This is a genomic window from Geomicrobium sp. JSM 1781026 (genome assembly GCF_041949955.1).
Taxonomy (GTDB): domain Bacteria; phylum Bacillota; class Bacilli; order Bacillales; family Marinococcaceae; genus Geomicrobium_A.
This window is the reverse complement of sequence record NZ_JBHFQF010000007.1, coordinates 176081-196062: the sequence shown is the minus strand read 5'-3', so window position 1 is coordinate 196062 and position 19982 is coordinate 176081. Positions and strand designations below refer to the sequence as shown.

General features: G+C 46.0%; 22 protein-coding genes. All 22 read left to right on the top strand.

Features of this window, described 5'->3' with window-relative positions:
• Positions 1 to 13 precede the first annotated feature (13 nt).
• The 22 genes from ACE1TF_RS14300 (at position 14) to murA (ending at position 19975) form a co-directional block, all read left to right on the top strand.
• Complete coding sequence (locus tag ACE1TF_RS14300) at positions 14 to 1042, top strand: L-threonylcarbamoyladenylate synthase (protein ID WP_375017721.1); 1029 nt, start codon at positions 14 to 16, stop codon at positions 1040 to 1042.
• A 48-nt stretch (positions 1043 to 1090) separates the two neighbouring features.
• Positions 1091 to 1654 (top strand): manganese efflux pump MntP, encoded by a 564-nt coding sequence (locus ACE1TF_RS14295; protein ID WP_375017719.1) that lies wholly within the window; start codon positions 1091 to 1093, stop codon positions 1652 to 1654.
• A gap of 57 nt (positions 1655 to 1711) precedes the next feature.
• Positions 1712 to 2143 carry a low molecular weight protein arginine phosphatase gene (locus tag ACE1TF_RS14290; protein ID WP_375017717.1) on the top strand — a complete coding sequence of 144 codons (432 nt, stop codon included), beginning with the start codon at positions 1712 to 1714 and terminating at the stop codon, positions 2141 to 2143.
• A 21-nt stretch (positions 2144 to 2164) separates the two neighbouring features.
• Complete coding sequence (rpiB, locus tag ACE1TF_RS14285) at positions 2165 to 2599, top strand: ribose 5-phosphate isomerase B (RefSeq protein ID WP_042403630.1); 435 nt, start codon at positions 2165 to 2167, stop codon at positions 2597 to 2599.
• Positions 2599 to 3126, top strand: coding sequence for a TIGR01440 family protein (locus tag ACE1TF_RS14280; RefSeq protein ID WP_375017715.1), 528 nt, complete (start codon positions 2599 to 2601; stop codon positions 3124 to 3126). The genes rpiB and ACE1TF_RS14280 overlap by 1 nt, the downstream gene beginning before the upstream one ends.
• 40 nt (positions 3127 to 3166) lie before the next feature.
• Positions 3167 to 4402: a serine hydroxymethyltransferase gene (gene glyA / locus ACE1TF_RS14275; protein ID WP_042403633.1), complete on the top strand. Its 1236-nt coding sequence runs from the start codon at positions 3167 to 3169 to the stop codon at positions 4400 to 4402.
• A 221-nt stretch (positions 4403 to 4623) separates the two neighbouring features.
• Positions 4624 to 5253 carry a uracil phosphoribosyltransferase gene (upp, locus tag ACE1TF_RS14270; protein ID WP_042403635.1) on the top strand — a complete coding sequence of 210 codons (630 nt, stop codon included), beginning with the start codon at positions 4624 to 4626 and terminating at the stop codon, positions 5251 to 5253.
• Between the two features lie 643 nt (positions 5254 to 5896).
• Complete coding sequence (locus ACE1TF_RS14265; RefSeq protein WP_375017712.1) at positions 5897 to 6457, top strand: WxL domain-containing protein; 561 nt, start codon at positions 5897 to 5899, stop codon at positions 6455 to 6457.
• A 60-nt stretch (positions 6458 to 6517) separates the two neighbouring features.
• Positions 6518 to 7495, top strand: a complete 978-nt coding sequence (locus tag ACE1TF_RS14260; protein WP_375017710.1) for a DUF3324 domain-containing protein — start codon at positions 6518 to 6520, stop codon at positions 7493 to 7495.
• A gap of 48 nt (positions 7496 to 7543) precedes the next feature.
• Positions 7544 to 9775: a S8 family serine peptidase gene (locus tag ACE1TF_RS14255; RefSeq protein WP_375017708.1), complete on the top strand. Its 2232-nt coding sequence runs from the start codon at positions 7544 to 7546 to the stop codon at positions 9773 to 9775.
• Between the two features lie 371 nt (positions 9776 to 10146).
• Entirely contained in the window at positions 10147 to 10377 is a 231-nt protein-coding gene (locus ACE1TF_RS14250; protein ID WP_042403645.1) for an AtpZ/AtpI family protein, read from the top strand.
• Positions 10377 to 10769 (top strand): ATP synthase subunit I, encoded by a 393-nt coding sequence (locus tag ACE1TF_RS14245; protein WP_042403648.1) that lies wholly within the window; start codon positions 10377 to 10379, stop codon positions 10767 to 10769. The genes ACE1TF_RS14250 and ACE1TF_RS14245 overlap by 1 nt, the downstream gene beginning before the upstream one ends.
• Positions 10770 to 10773: 4 nt before the next feature.
• Positions 10774 to 11502 carry a F0F1 ATP synthase subunit A gene (gene atpB, locus ACE1TF_RS14240; protein WP_375017705.1) on the top strand — a complete coding sequence of 243 codons (729 nt, stop codon included), beginning with the start codon at positions 10774 to 10776 and terminating at the stop codon, positions 11500 to 11502.
• A 100-nt stretch (positions 11503 to 11602) separates the two neighbouring features.
• Positions 11603 to 11821, top strand: coding sequence for a F0F1 ATP synthase subunit C (gene atpE, locus ACE1TF_RS14235; protein ID WP_042430586.1), 219 nt, complete (start codon positions 11603 to 11605; stop codon positions 11819 to 11821).
• Between the two features lie 101 nt (positions 11822 to 11922).
• On the top strand, positions 11923 to 12420 hold the full coding sequence (atpF, locus tag ACE1TF_RS14230; protein WP_375017703.1) for a F0F1 ATP synthase subunit B: 498 nt from the start codon (positions 11923 to 11925) through the stop codon (positions 12418 to 12420).
• Positions 12417 to 12962 (top strand): F0F1 ATP synthase subunit delta, encoded by a 546-nt coding sequence (locus ACE1TF_RS14225; protein ID WP_042403659.1) that lies wholly within the window; start codon positions 12417 to 12419, stop codon positions 12960 to 12962. Before atpF ends, ACE1TF_RS14225 begins: the two co-directional genes overlap by 4 nt.
• A gap of 18 nt (positions 12963 to 12980) precedes the next feature.
• A complete protein-coding gene (gene atpA / locus ACE1TF_RS14220) occupies positions 12981 to 14495 on the top strand; it encodes a F0F1 ATP synthase subunit alpha (RefSeq protein ID WP_042403661.1) in 1515 nt (504 codons plus the stop codon).
• A 35-nt stretch (positions 14496 to 14530) separates the two neighbouring features.
• Positions 14531 to 15403: an ATP synthase F1 subunit gamma gene (atpG, locus tag ACE1TF_RS14215; protein WP_042403663.1), complete on the top strand. Its 873-nt coding sequence runs from the start codon at positions 14531 to 14533 to the stop codon at positions 15401 to 15403.
• Between the two features lie 42 nt (positions 15404 to 15445).
• Complete coding sequence (gene atpD / locus ACE1TF_RS14210) at positions 15446 to 16855, top strand: F0F1 ATP synthase subunit beta (RefSeq protein WP_042430597.1); 1410 nt, start codon at positions 15446 to 15448, stop codon at positions 16853 to 16855.
• Positions 16856 to 16882: 27 nt separating this feature from the next.
• Positions 16883 to 17278 (top strand): F0F1 ATP synthase subunit epsilon, encoded by a 396-nt coding sequence (locus tag ACE1TF_RS14205; RefSeq protein ID WP_042430600.1) that lies wholly within the window; start codon positions 16883 to 16885, stop codon positions 17276 to 17278.
• Positions 17279 to 17988: 710 nt separating this feature from the next.
• Positions 17989 to 18234, top strand: coding sequence for a DUF1146 family protein (locus ACE1TF_RS14200; RefSeq protein WP_238544805.1), 246 nt, complete (start codon positions 17989 to 17991; stop codon positions 18232 to 18234).
• A gap of 427 nt (positions 18235 to 18661) precedes the next feature.
• Positions 18662 to 19975: a UDP-N-acetylglucosamine 1-carboxyvinyltransferase gene (gene murA / locus ACE1TF_RS14195; protein ID WP_375017699.1), complete on the top strand. Its 1314-nt coding sequence runs from the start codon at positions 18662 to 18664 to the stop codon at positions 19973 to 19975.
• Positions 19976 to 19982 lie beyond the last annotated feature (7 nt).

The following is a 19982-nucleotide window of genomic DNA, read 5'->3' as shown; positions in this document are numbered from 1 at the left end:
AGGAGAATTATTAGTGAGTTCTCAACATACGAAAATATTAAATGTGAATAACTTTGACGATGCGAACAGTGTGAAAGAGGCGGCCAAATTATTGAAAAATGGCGAGTTGGTCGCTTTTCCAACCGAAACGGTCTATGGACTAGGGGCGAACGGGTTATCCACAGAAGCGGTGATGAACATTTTTACAGCAAAAGGGCGGCCGAGTGATAACCCGCTCATCTTACATATAGGTGAATTGGAGCAGCTCGATGCACTCGTCTCTGAACGAAGTGAATTGGCAAATCAATTAATCGAATCGTTTTGGCCGGGTGCACTGACGTTAGTTATGAAAAGAAGCCAGCTTGTTCCTGACATCGTGACCGCAAAGTTGGACACAGTGGCGATCCGAATGCCCTCCCACCCAGTCGCAAGGCGCATCCTCAAAGAAGTGCAGTTGCCGATTGCAGCACCGAGTGCAAACCGTTCCGGTCGTCCAAGTCCTACGCTTGCTGAGCATGTTATGAACGACTTGAATGGGCGTATTGCTGCAGTGGTAGACGGCGGGGCATGTGGGTACGGACTAGAATCAACCGTTGTCGATCTTTCAGGGGACGTTCCGGTTATCCTTCGACCTGGAGGTGTAACTGAAGAAATGATTGAAGACGCGGTTGGGACTTCTGTTATGCGACCCACAGCGAATACGGCTGAGCACACTCCGAAGTCACCAGGAATGAAATACCGTCATTATGCCCCCGATACGGCGCTCATTATTGGTGGCAAACAAGCCAATGAGCTTCAAGAGCTTATCGATCAATATCGAAACAAAGGAAAACGTGTGGCGGCGGCGGTAACCGCTGATCTACAAAAAGAAATTCAAGCAGACCACCATCTCAACCTTGGTGAAAAAGACCGGCTCGACCGTGTTTCGCAAAGAGTGTACCAAGTATTACGTGAAGTCGATGCTCTGCAACCAAATGTGGATGTGTGTATTATCCAGTCGTTTGAAGAAAAAGGTATTGGCCGAGCGATTATGAATCGATTAAATAAGGCAGCGAATGTCTAAAAACCCCCTTGTCTGCATACGCTTGTACAACAGACAAGGGGGTTTTTTATGGTTGAGTTTATGAGTATGTTCGTCATTGCGCTTGCCCTCGGGATGGACGCCTTTTCTATAGCGCTTGTATTTGGCATTGGCCCTGGTTTAAGAAGAAGTGAAGTATGGCGAATTGCTACAAGTGTAGGGTTGTTCCACATGATTATGCCGCTGGCGGGAATGGTGTTAGGTGCGTGGATTAGTGGGTTCTTTGGACCACAAGTAGCCAGCTTTGTCGCTGGAATCATCTTGACGGTTATTGGAATTCAAATGATATTCACAAGCCTCGGTGGCAAGAGTGAACAATCGTTTCGCCTTCGCGGAGCCGGGATTTTATTTTTTGCATTTATCGTTAGTCTTGACAGTTTTTCTGTCGGTGTTTCATTTGGCGTATTCGGTGCAGAAGCGACGATGGTCATTTTGACATTTGGTATAGTAACGACGATCATGACAGCCGCCGGTTTTATGCTTGGCAACTTGTTTAGAAACCGGATTGGGGATTACGGGGAGCTGCTCGCTGGGGTCGTATTGTCGGTATTTGGGTTGTATTCCGCGTACCCGTATATTGTTCAATTCCTTTAACTCTTTTTCGTTTTGGTGGTAAACTAAAAGAAGAGACGGTTAAAGGAGGATCTATCCTTGACGAGTGTATTATTTGTTTGTACAGGCAATACGTGCCGAAGCCCGATGGCAGAGGCACTGTTAAAAAAGGCAAACCCGGAGCTCACGGTTCGTTCTGCAGGGATCCAAGCGATGGTCGGAGCGAGTGCAGCTGAGCATTCACGCATGATTGTGCGAGAGAAAGGGCAAAGCTTAGAGCAGCATACGTCAACGCAAATTAACGAACCTCTGCTCGACAAATCGGATGTTGTGTTAACGATGACGCGTTCTCACCGAGACGTGTTGCACCGGCTCTATCCCGAGTATAAAGAACGGATCTTCACGCTTTCAGAATTCGGGGAAACGGACGAAGAAGTAACAGACCCGATAGGTGGAGATTTGGCTGAGTACCGGACGACGGCGGAGCAGTTGGAACGATTGTTGCAAAAGATTCAGCACAAATTAGTCTAGGAGAAGAAGGAGGAACGGATGATGAAAGTAATCATTGGTTCAGATCATGCCGGTCTTGCATTAAAGAAAGAGATTGTACCTTTACTTGAGGAGATGGGCATTGAGTATGAGGATGTGGGTGCTCATGAAACAGAGAGTGTGGATTATCCGGATTTCGCGCGCCCTGTCTCTGAAGCGGTCGCGGCGGGCACGTATGATCGTGGCATTTTAATATGCGGGACAGGAATTGGCATGTCGATTAGTGCAAACAAGGTAAAGAATATCCGTTGTGCGCTCGTTCACGATGTGTTTAGTGCAGAAATGACGCGTCGTCACAATGATACGAACGTGCTCGCGATGGGTGAGCGTGTGATCGGACCGGGACTTGCGAAAGCGATCGTTACAACGTGGCTGGAAACGGAATATGAAGGTGGCCGTCACCAACGTAGAGTGGAAAAAATGATGGAGCTAGACTAATGCACATTCGGGCAGATTTGAAAACGATGCTCGAAGAGTTACAAGCAGCGGCTCAGCTTCGGCCAGGTCACATTCTCGTAATCGGCGCAAGTACGAGCGAGGTAGCTGGCAAACAAATTGGAAGCAGCGGTTCTTTTGAGATCGCTGCCGATTTGTTTGCAGAAATTGAAGCATTTTGTGAAAAATACCAATTGTATCCTGCGTATCAAGGGTGTGAACACATCAACCGGGCGCTTGTCGTTCCGAAAGCGCTCAACATGGAGGAAGTGAATGTCACCCCCGTTCGAACGGCGGGCGGGGCGTTGGCTTCTCTTGCGTTTTCACAAGGCGGGGAGCGGGTGATGGTCGAACACGTCAAAGCCGATGCAGGCATTGACATCGGGCTCACACTCTTTGGCATGCACCTTAAGCATGTCGCTGTACCTGTCAGACCATCGATTCATAAATTAGGAGAGGCAATCGTCACGATGGCGAGAACTCGTCCAAAATATATTGGTGGACCTCGTTCAAGTTACGATCATTCATGATAGAATAGAAAAAAAGATAGGGAAGGGGATTTTCCGTACTATGAACCACGTTTCCAATCAAGACCCAGCCATTTTTGAAGCGATACAGAATGAACTTACCCGACAAAGAGAGAAGATTGAACTGATTGCATCAGAAAACTTCGTCAGTGAAGCGGTCATGGAAGCTCAAGGCTCAGTACTGACAAATAAGTATGCCGAAGGTTACCCTGGGCGTCGTTACTACGGGGGCTGTGAGCACGTCGATGTCGTTGAGAACCTCGCGCGTGATCGTGTGAAAGAAATTTTTGGTGGTGATCACGTTAACGTTCAACCGCACTCTGGCGCACAAGCAAATATGGGTGTGTACTTTACGATTTTGGATCACGGAGATACTGTCTTGGGAATGAACCTTTCTCACGGAGGTCACTTAACACACGGCAGTCCTGTGAACTTTAGTGGTGTCCAGTACAATTTCGTTGAGTACGGTGTGACCGATGGTGACCATCGCATTGACTATGACAAAGTGTTAGAAGCGGCTATTGAGCATAAACCTAAGCTCATTGTTGCTGGTGCATCAGCGTATCCGCGTGAAATAGATTTCAAGAAATTCCGTGAGATTGCGGATAAAGTTGATGCTTATTTGATGGTAGATATGGCTCATATTGCTGGACTTGTGGCAGCAGGCGTTCATAATAACCCTGTTCCGCATGCTCATTTCGTCACGAGCACAACACATAAGACGTTACGTGGACCACGTGGTGGACTCATCATTTGTGAAGAACAATTTGCAAAAAAAATTGATAAAGCGATGTTCCCTGGACTGCAAGGTGGCCCGCTCATGCACGTCATCGCTGCAAAGGCGGTATCGTTTCTTGAGGCGTTGCAACCTTCATTTACTGATTACGCAAAGCAAATTGTAAAGAACGCCAAACAGTTGGGCGAGTCATTAAAAGCACAAGGCATTGAACTTGTGTCTGGAGGTACCGACAACCACTTGTTATTGCTCGATCTAACGGGGCTAAACCTTACGGGTAAAGTAGTTGAAAAGGCACTGGATGATGTAGGTGTAACGACGAACAAAAATGCGATTCCATTTGACCCAGAAAGCCCGTTTGTAACGAGCGGCATTCGGATTGGGACAGCGGCTGTCACTTCTCGCGGTTTTAAGGAAGAAGATATGGTGGAAATCGCTGAAATTATTGGACTCGTCTTAAACAACATTGAGAACGAAGACAAGTTAAGCGAAGCAAAAGGGCGGGTGCATGCACTGACGAAGCGCTTCCCAATGTACGAGTAAGCAGGGGATTTCTCCTGCTTTTCTTACTGTATAAAAAACATCATGCTCATGTTTATCGTTTATCATCGGAGCCGATGCTAGATGGTGAACGATCATAACTCTTCTCGAGATGTGACCAAAAATTGGACACAAATGAGCGCAAATTTCACTTGAATCGGGTGCGCTTTTTCTGTAGAATTTTGAAAGGCTGAATACGACAAGTTAAAGGAGTGCAGGCAATTATGGGAAAAGTATACGTTTTTGACCATCCACTTATCCAACATAAACTCACATACATTCGTGACGTATCTACGGGAACGAAAGAATTTCGTGAACTAACGGATGAAGTCGCCACGTTGATGGCATTTGAAATTACAAGAGACTTATCACTTGAGGAAGTAACGATTAACACACCAGTCGGTCCTGGTCAGTCCAAAGTAATTGCCGGCAAAAAGCTCGGCCTTGTGCCAATTCTACGCGCTGGCCTCGGTATGGTTGATGGGATCTTGGACTTGATCCCCGCAGCAAAAGTCGGTCATGTCGGGTTGTATCGTGACCCTGAGACATTCAAACCTGTTGAATACTACGTTAAGCTCCCAAAAGATGTGGAAGAGCGTGAACTTATCGTAATCGATCCGATGCTTGCCACAGGAGGATCTGCCGTCGAAGCGATCCACTCCTTGAAAAAACGGGGAGCGCAAAACATCAAGCTAATGTGCCTCATCGCCGCTCCAGAAGGCGTAGAACAAGTTCAAAATGAGCACCCAGACGTGGACATCTACTTGGCCGCACTCGATGAAAAATTGAATGAAAAAGGCTACATTGTTCCAGGACTCGGCGACGCCGGAGACCGTTTGTTTGGTACAAAATAGTGGCGGAAAAGCGTGAGGATGGTAATTATCCTTGCGTTTTTTTATATGGTGTGCCTTGTGGGACGTGCTGTTTACTGTGTGCATGGCGTCGGGAAAATAGGCAAATGGATTGGATATGTATATAAACAGGGATTGAAGTACAGAAAAAGTGTGGTTATCGGCGTTAGGTATTCAAATGCTAGAAACGAAATACCGAAAAAGAGCGGGTATCGGCATTAAGTGCCCAGAAACTGTAAACGCAATACCGGAAAAGTGTGGATACCGGCATTAAGCACCCAAATACTGGAAACGTAATACCGAATTCGGCATTATAGTGCTTTTATGCAACAACCGTAGCAGGCAGTATACGATAAGATGCACCTATTTATTCTAGATTACCTCAAAAGTAGATATGCACGATCAGCTGAAAGAAGACTGTCTGCTGTAACATACGAATTTACATAGTTTTTAACCCCTCATCTACGCCCAAAAAACGACAACAACTCCCCGGTTGATTTTGATTTCTACTTCCCCCGACAACCGAGAAAAATGCTGTCGAGAAGTATTTCCTATATAAAAAGAATTAGTTATTGTCAATCTAATTCCATAGTTTTATGATAAATAGCGTAAACCATTAACAAAACATGCCATTTGGAGGGTAGCTGTGAAAAAGTTATGCGGTTTAAGTGTTGGGTTGTTGTTGCTCAGTGTGACGAGTGGAGTTCTTGCTGAGGATTCTGGAAGTACCGATGTGGACATTAACATTACGGAGGCGTTACCAGCGCCAGGCGAGTTAACGTTAGACGAAGTTCCGAGCGCGTTTAACTTTGGGGAAAGAGAACAATCGTCAGACGGAACATATGATCTGGATGTCGGTGCACCGGTCACAGTTACAGATGAACGCTACAATGGAATGGGTTGGCAAGTTAAAGTGCAGGCAGATCCATTAAGGTCCTCTGATCGCCAAACCTATATTTTAAATGCTTCCCTTGATATCCATGCAAGTGAGCCAACCGGTGAAGGTACAGCACCAGTTAACAAAAATTATACGACGGTTGTGTTCGGAGGCGAGTCACAAACGCTCATCAAAGCAGCTCCTGGCTCAGGTGAAGGAACATGGAGCTCAGATATTGAACGTGTAAGATTGAATATTCCTGAGCGAGATAACAACCCTAGACAACTAGAGTCACGAATTACTTGGCAACTACAATCAACACCTTATTAATTTCGCTACGTCATGAAAGGCCCGCCCGGGCCTTTTTTCAATAAAAAGGAGGAAGGCTGGATGGGAAGGAAAATGATGGCTTGTGTGGGTATGCTCATCGGGGTGTGGTTGCCGATGACCGGTTATGCGAATGACGAGGACATTATGTTTCAAGTACAACCCGTCGTGTCTGAATCGCAAGTAGACACGCATGCGTCGTACTTTGATATGGAGCTCGAACGAGGGGAAGAGGAGACGGTACATATGTTGCTTGTGAATAACGGAGCGGAGCAGATTGAATTAGTGATGAATTATCATCCGGCAACAACGACGAGTCAGTTAGAAGTGGATTATTCTGAAGCGGGAACGAATCAATTAGAAAATAACATTGAATATGATGAACATCATCTGCTCGAGCCGTTTGAGACGAAAGAAGTGCCAATTACGGTGACGATGCCTGATGACGTTCAAGAAGGAATTATTCTCGGAGGCATGTATGTAGAGATGGACCAAGATGACGAGGCGTCGGGGTTGATCAACGCGTACGCCTACATTATTGGCATGCAACTTATGAACGACCGAGATGAAGCCGAGGCGTTGCGACCGAATCTTAATTTGCAATCAGTCCGTACGGATTTGGTGTACGGTGAACCGGGATTGGTGGCCGAATTAGCTAATGATGTTGCGGTTGCTGCGACGCCTCTTCACGTACAAACGACCATCTACCGGGACGGGGAATTGTTTTTGGAGGATGAGCGCCAAGCTGGGAGCATGGCGCCGAGCTCAGTGGCCGATTTTTTTATTGCGTGGCCAGACCGACAAGTGGCACCGGGAAATTATGAAGTTGACTTGACGATCTCTGATGAAGAAGAGACGTGGCAATGGACCGATTCTTTTCACGTTGAGGCGGACGAAGCGGACGATCTAAATGAAGCATCGATTATTTCATCCGACAATTCAACAATGTTGTGGCTTATCATGGGTGGGGCGATGATTGCATTGCTCGTTGGCGTCGCCTATTATGCAGGAAAACGCGGCTCCGCAAAACGGTCTGCATGATTCTCTTTAACAGGTGCAAAATAAAGAGAATGAAAAAGGGGGCCTGTTATGGGACATCGCAAACATCGAACACGAATGATGATCATTGCTGGATGCTGTTTTCTTTTATTAGTAACGGGTCTTGCACGTACCGAAGCTATGGAAGTGAAGAGTTCATATATTGTGCAGTTTCATGAGGATGTGGAGGACGAGGAGGAGCTGCTCGCAGATGTGTTGCAAAATGTGACTCCAGATTTTGTGTATGACCAGAGTATTCGTGGCCTTGCTTACTCGTTAACTGCAGAGCAAGCGCAGGCAGTGAAAGCGGTAAGAGGTGTAACATCTGTGGATGCGGGCGTGGATTATGAAGTGTCGCTCCGTGAAAGTGTTCCGTTTATCGGTGCTGACGATTTACGGTCTGAACTCGATCATCGTGGCGTTAAGTTAACGGGAAAAGGAGTGAAGGTCGGCGTAATTGACACAGGCATTGATTATACCCACCCTGATTTAAGCCGCAATTACAAAGGTGGATATGATGTCGTTGATGACGATGATGATCCAATGGAGTCGAAGGTAAAAGGAAAGGCGCAGACGTTTCACGGCACACATGTGTCAGGAATCATTGCGGCGAATGGCAGTGTAAAGGGTGTTGCACCAGATGCTGAGCTGTATGTGTACAGAGCACTTGGTCCGGAAGGACAAGGTTCCACGGCCTACATCTTAGACGCGATTGAGCGGGCGATTGATGATGGGGTTGATGTGTTGAATCTGTCTCTCGGCAGTCCGATTAACGGTCCAGATTGGCCGACGAGTACGGCGCTCGACCGAGCAACAGAAGCGGGTATTATTACTGTTACATCAAACGGAAACAGCGGTCCAGATTTGTGGAGTGTTGGCTCGCCAGGAACGGCATCAAAAGCGATTTCAGTAGGTGCATCAACGCCGCCACTTAAAGCGCCACACTTAAAAATGGATGGTTCAGATGAGCATGTTCTTTTACAAGCTGTCCAAGGCACAAAACCGTGGGATCTAAAGCGGAAAAACCGCGTAATTGATGGAGGGATGGGGCTTCCTGATGATTTGGATGGTGCCGAAGGCCGTGTCGCGCTCATTGAGCGCGGTGGAATTCCAATTCGCGCCAAAATCGAAAATGCGAAAAATGCAGGAGCGGTTGCGGTGTTGCTCATGAACAACGTACCTGGAACGTTTATGGCCGGTGTCGAGGAGCCATTGGCGTTTACAGCTGCAGCGATTGACCATAAAACCGGCAACCAACTGCGTGAGCAGATTCAAGCAAATGAAGACGATGAAACAATGATGGAAACAACATACATTGAAGAGACCGACCATATGGCAATTTTTAGTTCCCGCGGCCCGGTCACGCAAACGTGGGACATTAAACCAGATGTGGTTGCGCCAGGTGTGGACATTGACAGTACCGTTCCGGACGGATATTTGGCGCTAAACGGCACGAGTATGGCCGCCCCGCATATCGCAGGAGCAGCTGCCCTAATTAAACAAGCGAAACCCGATTGGGGACCTGAACAGGTGAAGGCGGCAATTATGAACACTGCGGTGCCGCTCGTAAGTGAGGACGGAGACCGGTATCCGCCGTTTGTACAAGGATCTGGAAGAGTAGATATTCAGGCAGCCGTTCTAAGTGACACGCTTGTATACCCAGGTGCCCTTTCATTTGGTGTGTGGGACGCAGATCCGGACCTTCAACTGTTCCAACGATTAGAAAAAGAATTGACGATTGAAAACCATAGTGATGAAAAACGAACGTACACGTTTGACGTGCCTTCATCTATTGGCACAGGCTTAAGATGGCACTTGCCGATGGCGACGACCGTTCAACCTGGAGAGAAGAAAAATGTGAAGGTGCGTGTTGAGATTGAACCAGACATCATTGACTTTAAGCGCGTTGATGGACTCATTCGTGTAAATGGTGGCACAGAACCGGTCACATTACCGTTCCTCTTATTCAGTGATGAACCGGACTATCCCCGTGTGAGTGCGTTTCAGTTTGGGAAATTACCTGGAAACGGAGATTGGATGTACGAAGTGTTTCTCCCCGGCGGTGCTGAAGAACTAGAAATCACACTGTATGACCCGGACACATTTGCGTATATCGGTACGCTCGATCATGAAACCGATTTGCCAGAGGGGCCGTTTGAAAAACGTATTGATCGCAATGAGCTCCAGCTAAAACCAGGTCTCTACCACGTTCTCGTGTATGCGAAGTTAAAAGATCGTGAAGATACGTTAGAATCAAAAATTCTATTGTTGGAGAGTAAATAAGATAAGGACCAGAGGATGATGTCGTTCTCTGGTCACTGTTGTGTAATCGCTGAACAAATACGCCCCGAGGGGTTGTCATTAGAGCCATGACTTTGTGAAAAACTGGAAAGTGTCAAGGAAAAGAGTAAGTTTCTATAGTGATTGTCAATGTTTTGACACATTGTTTATTTCGGAGGAACACTGTCACATCAGGTTTTTTTCATAGAAAACGTTCGTTGACATGTGAATGTCGCTATTGTACGATTACTGAGGGTATGCTGATTGTTTTTTCTTGTCCTAGTACAGAGAAAGTAATTTGCGCGCATTGTTCAAATAAAAAGGACCTTTTTCTTTTATTGAACAACGGCTTACAGTTGAAGGGAGTCGCCAAAATGGCCAATGACAACGGCAAACGCAATCCTTACAAAGGTGCAGCCGTCGTGTCGACCGTACTTTTTTCAATGGTTGGTTCGATGTTTGGTGGAATTTTGCTAGGCTATTGGGCTGATGGGCATTTCGGTACAACCCCGCTGTTATTAATTCTCGGCTTGCTAATTGGTATGACAGCAGGCTTTTACGGTGCGTATCAGGTCATTAAGTCTTTACTTGGAGACGATGAGTAATGCATACGCAACTGCAACAACGAATGAAGTATTATTTTCGCGTCGTCATGATCGTCGCCATTGTCTGTTTGATTGGCGTGTTCACGACAGCTTATCTCGCTTCATTCCTCGGATTTCTTTTAGGAATATTTTCCTCAATGATTAGCTTCACGTCGACCTACATTAAAACAGAGGTGGTCGGAGCGGCGGCATCAGGTGAATCTTCGAATTTATTTTCATATGTCGTTGCGGGATTCAGCTTATTGATCCGTTATGGTATGATAGCGGTTGCGGTAGTTGTCTCGCTTTTCAATCCAGAGTCATTTGCCTTGTGGGCAGTACTTACAGGATATGGAAGCCTCTATCTCTATATTATGGTGGACATGCTATTACAATTACGAAAAGTGAGGTGAAATTATGGATGCACAATCAATTTATTGGACCCCCTTTGAACTTTTCGGAGCTCCGATTACGTTTAACGTTACAACAATGATAACGTTTTCGATCGCCGGATTAATCGTTTTTCTCTTTACGTTCATAGGTGCAAGAAAGATGGCGATGAGACCTACAGGCTTACAAAACTTTATTGAGTGGGTCATCGACTTCTGTCGTGGGATCATTAAAGCGAACATGGATTGGAAAACCGGAGGCCGCTTTATTGCACTCGCCTACACTTTACTTTTCGTGATTTTCGTATCAAACATGATGGGGATCCCATTTGAAATGGCGACGAACGACACACATAGCGTAATTTGGAAGTCGCCAACGTCAGATCCGTTCTTGACACTGACGTTAGCAGCATTTGTTGTTATTCTAACGCACATTTACGGGATTAAATTGAGAGGTACAAAAGAATACTCGTTGGATTATTTCCGCCCGAAGTGGTTCTTGTTCCCATTCAAGATCATTGAGGAATTTGCCAACACACTAACGCTTGGTATGCGACTTTTCGGTAACGTATTTGCCAAAGAGGTACTCATGCTACTTATCGTAGGTCTTGGTACAGCAAGTATTGGGTGGGGACTAGCAATGTTCGCGCCAACAATGGTTTGGCAAGCGTTCGGAATCTTTATCGGTTCCTTACAAGCGTATATCTTTGCAATGCTTGCGATGGTGTACATGTCGCACAAAGTTGAGTCACACTAAAGATTGGAATAACGCCTGCTCACATTGCTGAGCATGTTATCAATATTACCCGGGGAGAAATTCCTCAAAACATTTAACTACATTAAAGGAGGATGTCATTATGCATCTTGGAATTGGATTAGCAGCTGGACTAGCAGCCGTCGGTGGAGCGATCGGTGTTGCAATTATCGTTAAAGCAGTACTTGAAGGGGTTGCACGTCAACCAGAACTACGTGGTTCACTACAAACGCTTATGTTTATCGGGATCCCACTTGCAGAGGCCGTTCCGATTATCGCAATCGTTGTATCAATTCTAATGCTTTTCGGCGTTGGTGCGTAAGCTTAGGTAATGGTAAGAAGCTGATGGGATGGCGATGATGTTCTTCGATGAGGATCTTCGCCATTCCTTATGTATCATGTATTGCGAAAGGAGCGTAAACGATGGAGATACTCGGTGAAGGTATTGAGTGGGGCACGATAGCATATTCTTTAGTGGCTTTCACAGTATTGATGCTAATAATCGGTAAGTTCGCCCTCAAACCGTTGATGGGTGTAATGGAAAAGCGCCAGAATCAAGTAAATGATGACCTTGATAATGCTGAGAAGAGCCGTGTTGAAGCAGAAAAATACTTGGAGCAACAACGCGAAGAGTTAAAAGCAGCACGCGTTCAAGCGCAAGAAACGCTCGAGCAAGCGAGCAAGATGAGCGAACAACAATCACGTGAAGTCCTTGAGAATGCAAAGCAAGAGGCAGAACGTATTAAAGAAGCAGCCGTTCAAGATATTGAACGTGAAAAAGAGCAAGCTCTTGAGTCCGTTCGTGATCAAGTCGCCAGCCTTTCTGTTGCAATCGCAACGAAAGTGATTGAAAAAGAATTGGATGAAAAAGAGCAGCAGAAATTGATCGACAGCTACCTTGAAGAGGTTGAAGCGAAATGAGTAACGTCGCCGTAGCTGGCCGTTATGGAAGTGCACTCTTTCAACTGGCGAAAGAAAAAGACGTATTAAAGCGCGTAAGTGAAGAACTAAACGTCGTTTCATCCGTCTTCGAATCGCTTCCAGAGCTTCAGTCGATCCTCGCTCATCCACGGATTACTAAATCCGAAAAACGAGCTTTGCTTCAAGACGGGTTTTCTGACGCACACGATTTCGTGAAGAATACATTACTTGTTCTTGTTGATCGGGACCGTATTTCCGCATTATCAGAAGTGATTTCTGCGTATCATGCATTAGCAAACGAAGCGATGGGCGTCGAAAAAGCAACGATCTACTCCGTTCAGCCGTTATCAGAGGCAGAACAAAAGGCCGTTACAGATCGATTCCAACAAAAAATCGGGGACCGCACACTTGATGCGGTAAACAAAACCGATAAAGATATGCTTGGCGGGTTAATCGTACGTATCGGTGACACCGTCTACGATGGCAGCGTACGCAATCAGCTGCAAAAACTCGAAAGAAAGATTGTTAGTGTAAATCGTTAATTGATAGGGGTGAACAATATGAGCATTAAACCTGATGAGATCAGTGCGCTGATCAAAGAACAGATTGAAAACTTTCAGTCGACAGTAGAAGCGAGCGAAGTCGGTACAATCACTCAAATTGGTGACGGTACAGCTCGTGTTCACGGCTTAGAGAATGCCAAAGCCGGAGAACTTCTTGAGTTCTCAAACGGTGTAATGGGTCTTGCTCAGAACCTAGAAGAAAACAACGTCGGTGTTGTTATTTTAGGACCGTATGATCAAATTCGTGAAGGCGACCAAGTGAAACGTACAGGTCGTATTATGGAAGTACCTGTCGGTGAAGAACTTCTTGGCCGTGTCGTTAACCCACTCGGTCAACCGATTGATGGTCAAGGCCCAGCAGGAACGGTAAAAACACGTCCAATTGAAGCACAAGCTCCTGGTGTAATGGATCGTAAGTCCGTTGATGAGCCACTTCAAACAGGAATCAAGTCGATTGACTCAATGGTTCCAATCGGTCGTGGACAGCGTGAGTTAATTATCGGAGACCGTCAAACAGGTAAAACCCAAGTAGCGATCGATACGATTCTTAACCAAAAAGAAGAAGACGTTATTTGTATTTATGTTGCCATTGGTCAAAAGCAATCAACTGTTGTAGGTTTGACGGAAACGCTTCGTCAAAAAGGTGCGCTTGACTACACCATCGTCGTTGCTGCCAACGCATCAGACCCAGCACCACTTTTATACCTCGCACCATATGCAGGGGTATCAATGGGTGAGGAGTTCATGTACAACGGCAAGCACGTATTGATTATTTATGATGACCTTACAAAGCAAGCAGCGGCTTACCGTGAGCTTTCATTACTCCTTCGTCGTCCTCCAGGTCGTGAAGCTTATCCAGGGGATGTTTTCTACCTACATTCACGTCTACTTGAGCGTGCGGCAAAGCTAAGTGATGCAAAAGGTGGCGGCTCAATTACAGCTCTACCGTTTATTGAAACACAAGCGGGTGACATTTCTGCATACATTCCGACAAACGTAATTTCAATTACGGACGGACAAATCTTCTTGCAGTCTGACCTTTTCTACTCAGGTGTACGTCCTGCCGTTAACGCAGGTAGTTCCGTATCACGTGTTGGTGGTTCAGCTCAGATTAAAGCGATGAAGAAAGTTGCCGGTACACTTCGTCTTGACCTCGCGTCATTCCGTGAACTTGAGTCTTTCTCACAGTTCGGTTCTGACTTAGATGAGTCAACGAAAGCGAAGCTTGGCCGTGGACAACGTACTGTTGAAATGCTAAAGCAAGACTTGAACTCACCACTTCCGGTAGAGAAGCAAGTTGCGATTATTTATTCTCTTGTTAACGGATTCCTTGATGATATCCCTGTTAGTGACGTTCTTCGCTTCGAAAAAGAATTGTTCACGTACATGGATAACAATGCTGTAGAACTTCTCAAAGGCATCCGCGAAACAGGTAACCTTCCTGATAAAGAAGAATTCGACGGCGTCATTTCTGAGTTTAAGAAGAACTTTAGTCCTTCAGACGCAGAGTAACGTTTTCGATTCAGTGAAAAGGTGGTGAGACGACAGTGGCTTCTTTACGTGAGATAAAGTCAAGAATTACTTCGACGAAGAAGACGAAGCAAACGACGAAAGCGATGCAAATGGTAGCGGCTTCTAAGCAGCGCCGTGCCCTAGCAAAAGCACAAGCTTATCAGCCGTATATGGAGAAAATCCAAGAGGTTGTAGGCAGTATCGCAACTGGCGACACTGACATTAGCCATCCGATGATGGAAAATCGTGAAGTGAAAAAGACAGGTTATGTAGTCATTACTTCTGACCAAGGTCTAGCCGGCGGTTATAATGCAAGTCTCATTCGTGATTTGACGAAGAAACTCAAAGAGCGACACAAGTCTACAGACGAATATACAATTATCATGGTCGGGAAAATTGGCCGTGACAACGCAAGACGACTCGGGCTGCCTGTAAGTGAGGTTGTAACTGAACTCTCTGATTCACCATCATTTGATGAGATCAAAACGATTACTCGTAAAGCGATTGGCATGTATGAGAACGAGGAAATTGATGAGCTGTACATGTGGTATAACCACTTTGTCAGTGCGATCCGTCAAGATGTGACAGAGAACAAATTATTGCCGCTTACCGACTTGGCTGAGGATCTTGGAGAAAATGCAAGTGCTACACCAAGCTATGAGTATGAACCAAACGAAGCAGTCATCTTAGAAGGCTTACTTCCACAATACGGAGAAAGCTTGATCTACGGTGCATTGCTTGATGCAAAAGCTGCTGAATTTGGTGCGAGAATGACCGCGATGAGTGCTGCATCTGATAATGCAGATAACCTCGTAGGGGAATTAACGCTCGTCTACAACCGTGCTCGTCAAGCAGCAATTACACAAGAAATTAATGAGATTGTTAGTGGGGCAAACGCTGCTAACTAATCGACTCTGAAATACAACAGGATTACAAAGGAGGTCAAAAGGATGAGCAAAGGAAACATCACTCAAGTGATGGGTCCAGTTGTTGACGTTCGCTTTAATAGTGGCGAACTTCCAGAACTCAACAACGCCTTACTTGTTGAACAAAAAGCATCTTCAGACAACGATGCTGACATTAGCGTTACACTTGAAGTCGCTCTCCACCTTGGTGATGATACGGTCCGTACCGTAGCCATGGGTTCAACAGACGGTCTTCAACGCGGAACGTCTGCAGTTGACACTGGAGCGCCAATCTCAGTACCTGTAGGTGAAGCAACACTTGGTCGTGTATTTAACGTAACAGGTGATGCGATTGATTTGGACGGGCCAGTTGCGGCTGACGTACCAAGAGACCCGATTCACCGTCAACCACCAGAATTTGATGACATGACAACAAAGACGGAGATTCTTGAAACAGGAATCAAAGTTGTAGACTTACTTGCTCCTTATGTTAAGGGTGGTAAGATCGGTCTATTTGGTGGTGCGGGTGTAGGTAAAACTGTACTCATTCAAGAGCTCATTAACAACATCGCACAAGAGCACGGCGGTATTTCGGTATTCGCCGGTGTAGGTGAGCGTACACGTGAAGGTAACGACCTTTATCACGAAATGACGGACTCTGGCGTTATTAAGAAGACTGCCATGGTGTTCGGTCAGATGAATGAGCCGCCTGGTGCTCGTATGCGTGTTGCACTTACGGGCCTTACGATGGCGGAGCACTTCCGTGATCGCGAAGGCGCCGACGTACTTCTTTTCGTTGACAACATCTTCCGTTTTACACAAGCAGGTCAAGAGGTTTCCGCCCTTCTTGGACGTATGCCTTCAGCGGTAGGTTATCAGCCGACACTTGCAACAGAGATGGGTCAACTTCAAGAGCGTATCACGTCAACGAAAAAAGGTTCAGTTACGTCAATCCAAGCGATTTACGTACCTGCCGATGACTATACGGATCCGGCTCCAGCAACGACATTTGCTCACTTGGATGCAACAACGAACCTTGAGCGTCGTCTTTCTGATATGGGTATCTACCCTGCCGTGGATCCACTTGCGTCAACTTCACGCGCACTTTCTTCTGAAATTGTTGGTGAAGAGCACTACAGCGTTGCAATGCGCGTACAGCAAACACTTCAAAAGTATCGTGAACTTCAAGATATCATCGCCATCCTCGGTATGGACGAGCTATCTGAAGACGATAAACTTGTCGTAGCGCGTGCACGTCGTATTCAATTCTTCTTGTCTCAAAACTTCCACGTAGCTGAGCAATTTACAGGTATGCAAGGATCTTACGTACCTGTTCAAGATACAGTTCGCGGATTTAAAGAGATTCTTGAAGGCAAGCACGATGACATCCCTGAGGATGCATTCCGACTTGTTGGTGGAATTGATAAAGTGGTTGAAAAAGCTCAAAATATGTAAACCCGTTGGTGAAGGAGGACGATTACTTTGAAAACGATCAATGTTAGCGTCGTTACCCCCGACGGGAGCGTATATGAAGACGATGTACGTATGATTTCTGCGAGAACGGAAGTCGGAGAAATTGGCGTGCTTCCCGGCCATATTCCGCTCGTTACCCCACTCATTATCGGTACAATACGTATGAAAAAAGATAATGGGGAAGACACGGTTTCTGTAAGCGGGGGCTTCATGGAAGTTCGCCCCGACAAAGTAACCATCTTGGCAGAATCTGCTGAGCGCCCAGAAGATATCGATCGAGCTCGTGCCGAACAATCGAAATCACGCGCAGAGCAGCGTCTAAGTAACGACAGCGATGTCGACAAAAAGCGTGCAAAGGCCTCGCTAAAACGAGCAGAAACTCGCCTAAGCATCGCTTCAAAATAAGAAAAGCCCTGCCATTCGGCGGGGTTTTTCTTATTTTACATAAGTAGCAAAAATGTCTTCATATGTTTGCGCGCAGTGGAGCGTGGATCGGATTGTGCGCGCAGTTTGATCCAATTAGAGCGGAGATTCAATGCCGATAACCGAGCAACCTGTCGGCCCCAGCGGGGCCGACGCCAAACTGAACTCGGTTCGGCGCGACCCGCGCCGACAGCATTTCGGGTTTTTCAACTGAGGGTTCGGTCCAGGACGGGCCTCTCAACAATTATCACTTTTCATGGTCCTCACGAGCGGTGACACGGCCGCCGTGACCCCATCAGGTGACCTCTCGTAACGGGGACTCATCTAACCAATTGAGCGCTCAGTCAGGAGAGGGAGCCACTTGAATCCGAACAACAAATAAATACTGACACAAAATATTCAAAATTTAGGTTGTCGAACGAGCGAGCAACCTGCATACATATACGTGTGGTCGAAAACAGTGCGGGTGGTGCTTGTACCAGTATGTTTGTTGAATTGTGTCACATTTTCGTGATGGTGAAATCTGTCTATACTAGGCATTTGAACACTTAATTAGTGTTAATTCGTCAATATTTGACACCAATTTGATATGTCGACAAGGGATAACCTGTTTGATATAATTATATCGTTATGAAATTTTTAGGTTGATGAAGAAACGTTTACATAATGACGTTTTGTTAAGGAAGGAATCGTTGATTTTGCTGATATTTGATCAAATCGGACAACATGCTTTGCTTCATATTACATTTAACTTATTTGTGCTTGTTATCGTATGGTGGAGTTTGCAAGCACTGAAGTTGGACCGGATCATCCAGCATCCTAAAAGCGGTAGAGGTATGATGTTGTTTATTTTAATTGCCGTTGCGATTACCCACCTTGTGAGCACATTTTTCCTTGAGTATTTAAATCAAGCGCTCATGCTTAGGTACTTATTCTAATGGAACAGAGTTCTAGGTATGTGTGTACTGAAAAAGCAAACACTACTCACAAGTAAACATCGACAGTTTTTCTCATTTAAAAACGTTTGACCATGAAACATGTTGGGAATAAGTCAATGTGAATGAACAAACACAATGACAAACAAATATGCTTGTAACTTTTTACCTGAGTTCACGACTAAGAAAGTGTGTTTCTGTAAAAAGGTACTTAGCAAACGGCTACAGACTGAAACATACTGTGAATTTGGTTGCCAGGTGAATGAAATGGGCGCGGTTCAAGGGGTTTTGTTGGGAACGCCCATCCACGATTCTGAATAGAATAGGAACGAAGTGAGCATTCCTGTCTGGTTGCCAAGCGATCCAGCATTGCCAACGAGTACATTGGCATGCACAAGTGAAAAGATTAATGGACGCGGAGGGGAATACGTTGGAAAAAATTAGAGTCAGAGGGGGTAAAAGGCTCAACGGAACGGTAAAGACAGAAGGGGCAAAAAATGCTGTTTTACCTGTACTTGCAGCCTCCCTACTCGCTGAAAAAGGAACCAGCACCATATATGATGTACCAGCTCTAGCAGATGTATACACAATGAAAAGTGTTTTAAACCACCTACAAATGGACGTTGATTATAAAGAAGGCGTTTTCTATGCGAATGCCGAAAAACCGCTTCGTCCGAATGCGCCGTTTGAATATGTGAGAAAAATGCGTGCGTCATTTCTCGTAATGGGGCCACTTCTTGCGCGGACCGGTCATGCGCACATTGCGCTACCGGGTGGCTGTGCGATTGGCTCAAGGCCGATTGATCAGCATTTGAAAGGCTTCGAAGCCATGGGTGCAACCGTAGAAATCGGTCAAGGATATATTGAAGCTCGCGTAGATGGCAGACTTCAAGGTGCAAAGATTTACCTTGATTTCCCAAGTGTAGGTGCAACAGAGAATATTATGATGGCAGCAGCGCTTGCTGAAGGAACGACGGTGCTTGAGAACGTAGCGGAAGAACCGGAAATTGTTTGCTTGGCCAATTACTTGAATGCGATGGGAGCAAAAGTGCGTGGTGCAGGGACAGGAACCATCCGCATTGAAGGTGTTGAGCGCTTAGTTGCAGCTGACCACACAATTATTCCGGACCGTATTGAAGCCGGCACATTTATGATTGCGGCAGCGATTACCCGTGGAGACGTTTTTGTAGAAGGTGCGCTCGCTGAGCATATGCGTCCGCTCGTTGCAAAGATGCGTGAAATGGGCGTTGTCATTGAGGAATCTGACAACGGTATGAGAGTAATCGGGCCGGACATTTTGCGCCCGGTTGATATTAAAACGATGCCACATCCTGGCTTCCCAACAGATATGCAAGCACAATTTATGGCGTTACTCACACAAGCAAAAGGCTCTAGTGTCGTTACAGAGACGGTATTTGAGAATCGTTTTATGCATGTGGAAGAATTCCGCCGTATGAATGCAAACATTAAGATTGAAGATCGCTCAGCGATTGTAACCGGTCCAGTGAAATTGCAAGGGGCTGAAGTTGCAGCGACTGACCTTCGAGCTGCCGCTGCACTCATTTTAGGCGGTCTCGTCGCTGACGGTGTGACGGAGCTATCTGAACTTCGCCATATTGACCGTGGTTATGTCGACTTCCACAAGAAATTAGAAGGCATTGGCGCGAGAATTGAGCGCGTTGATGTGGAAGAGGCTGCAGAAGGCACGAACCTTCAAGTATTAGACAATGAAGCCATTAATTAACATGTAA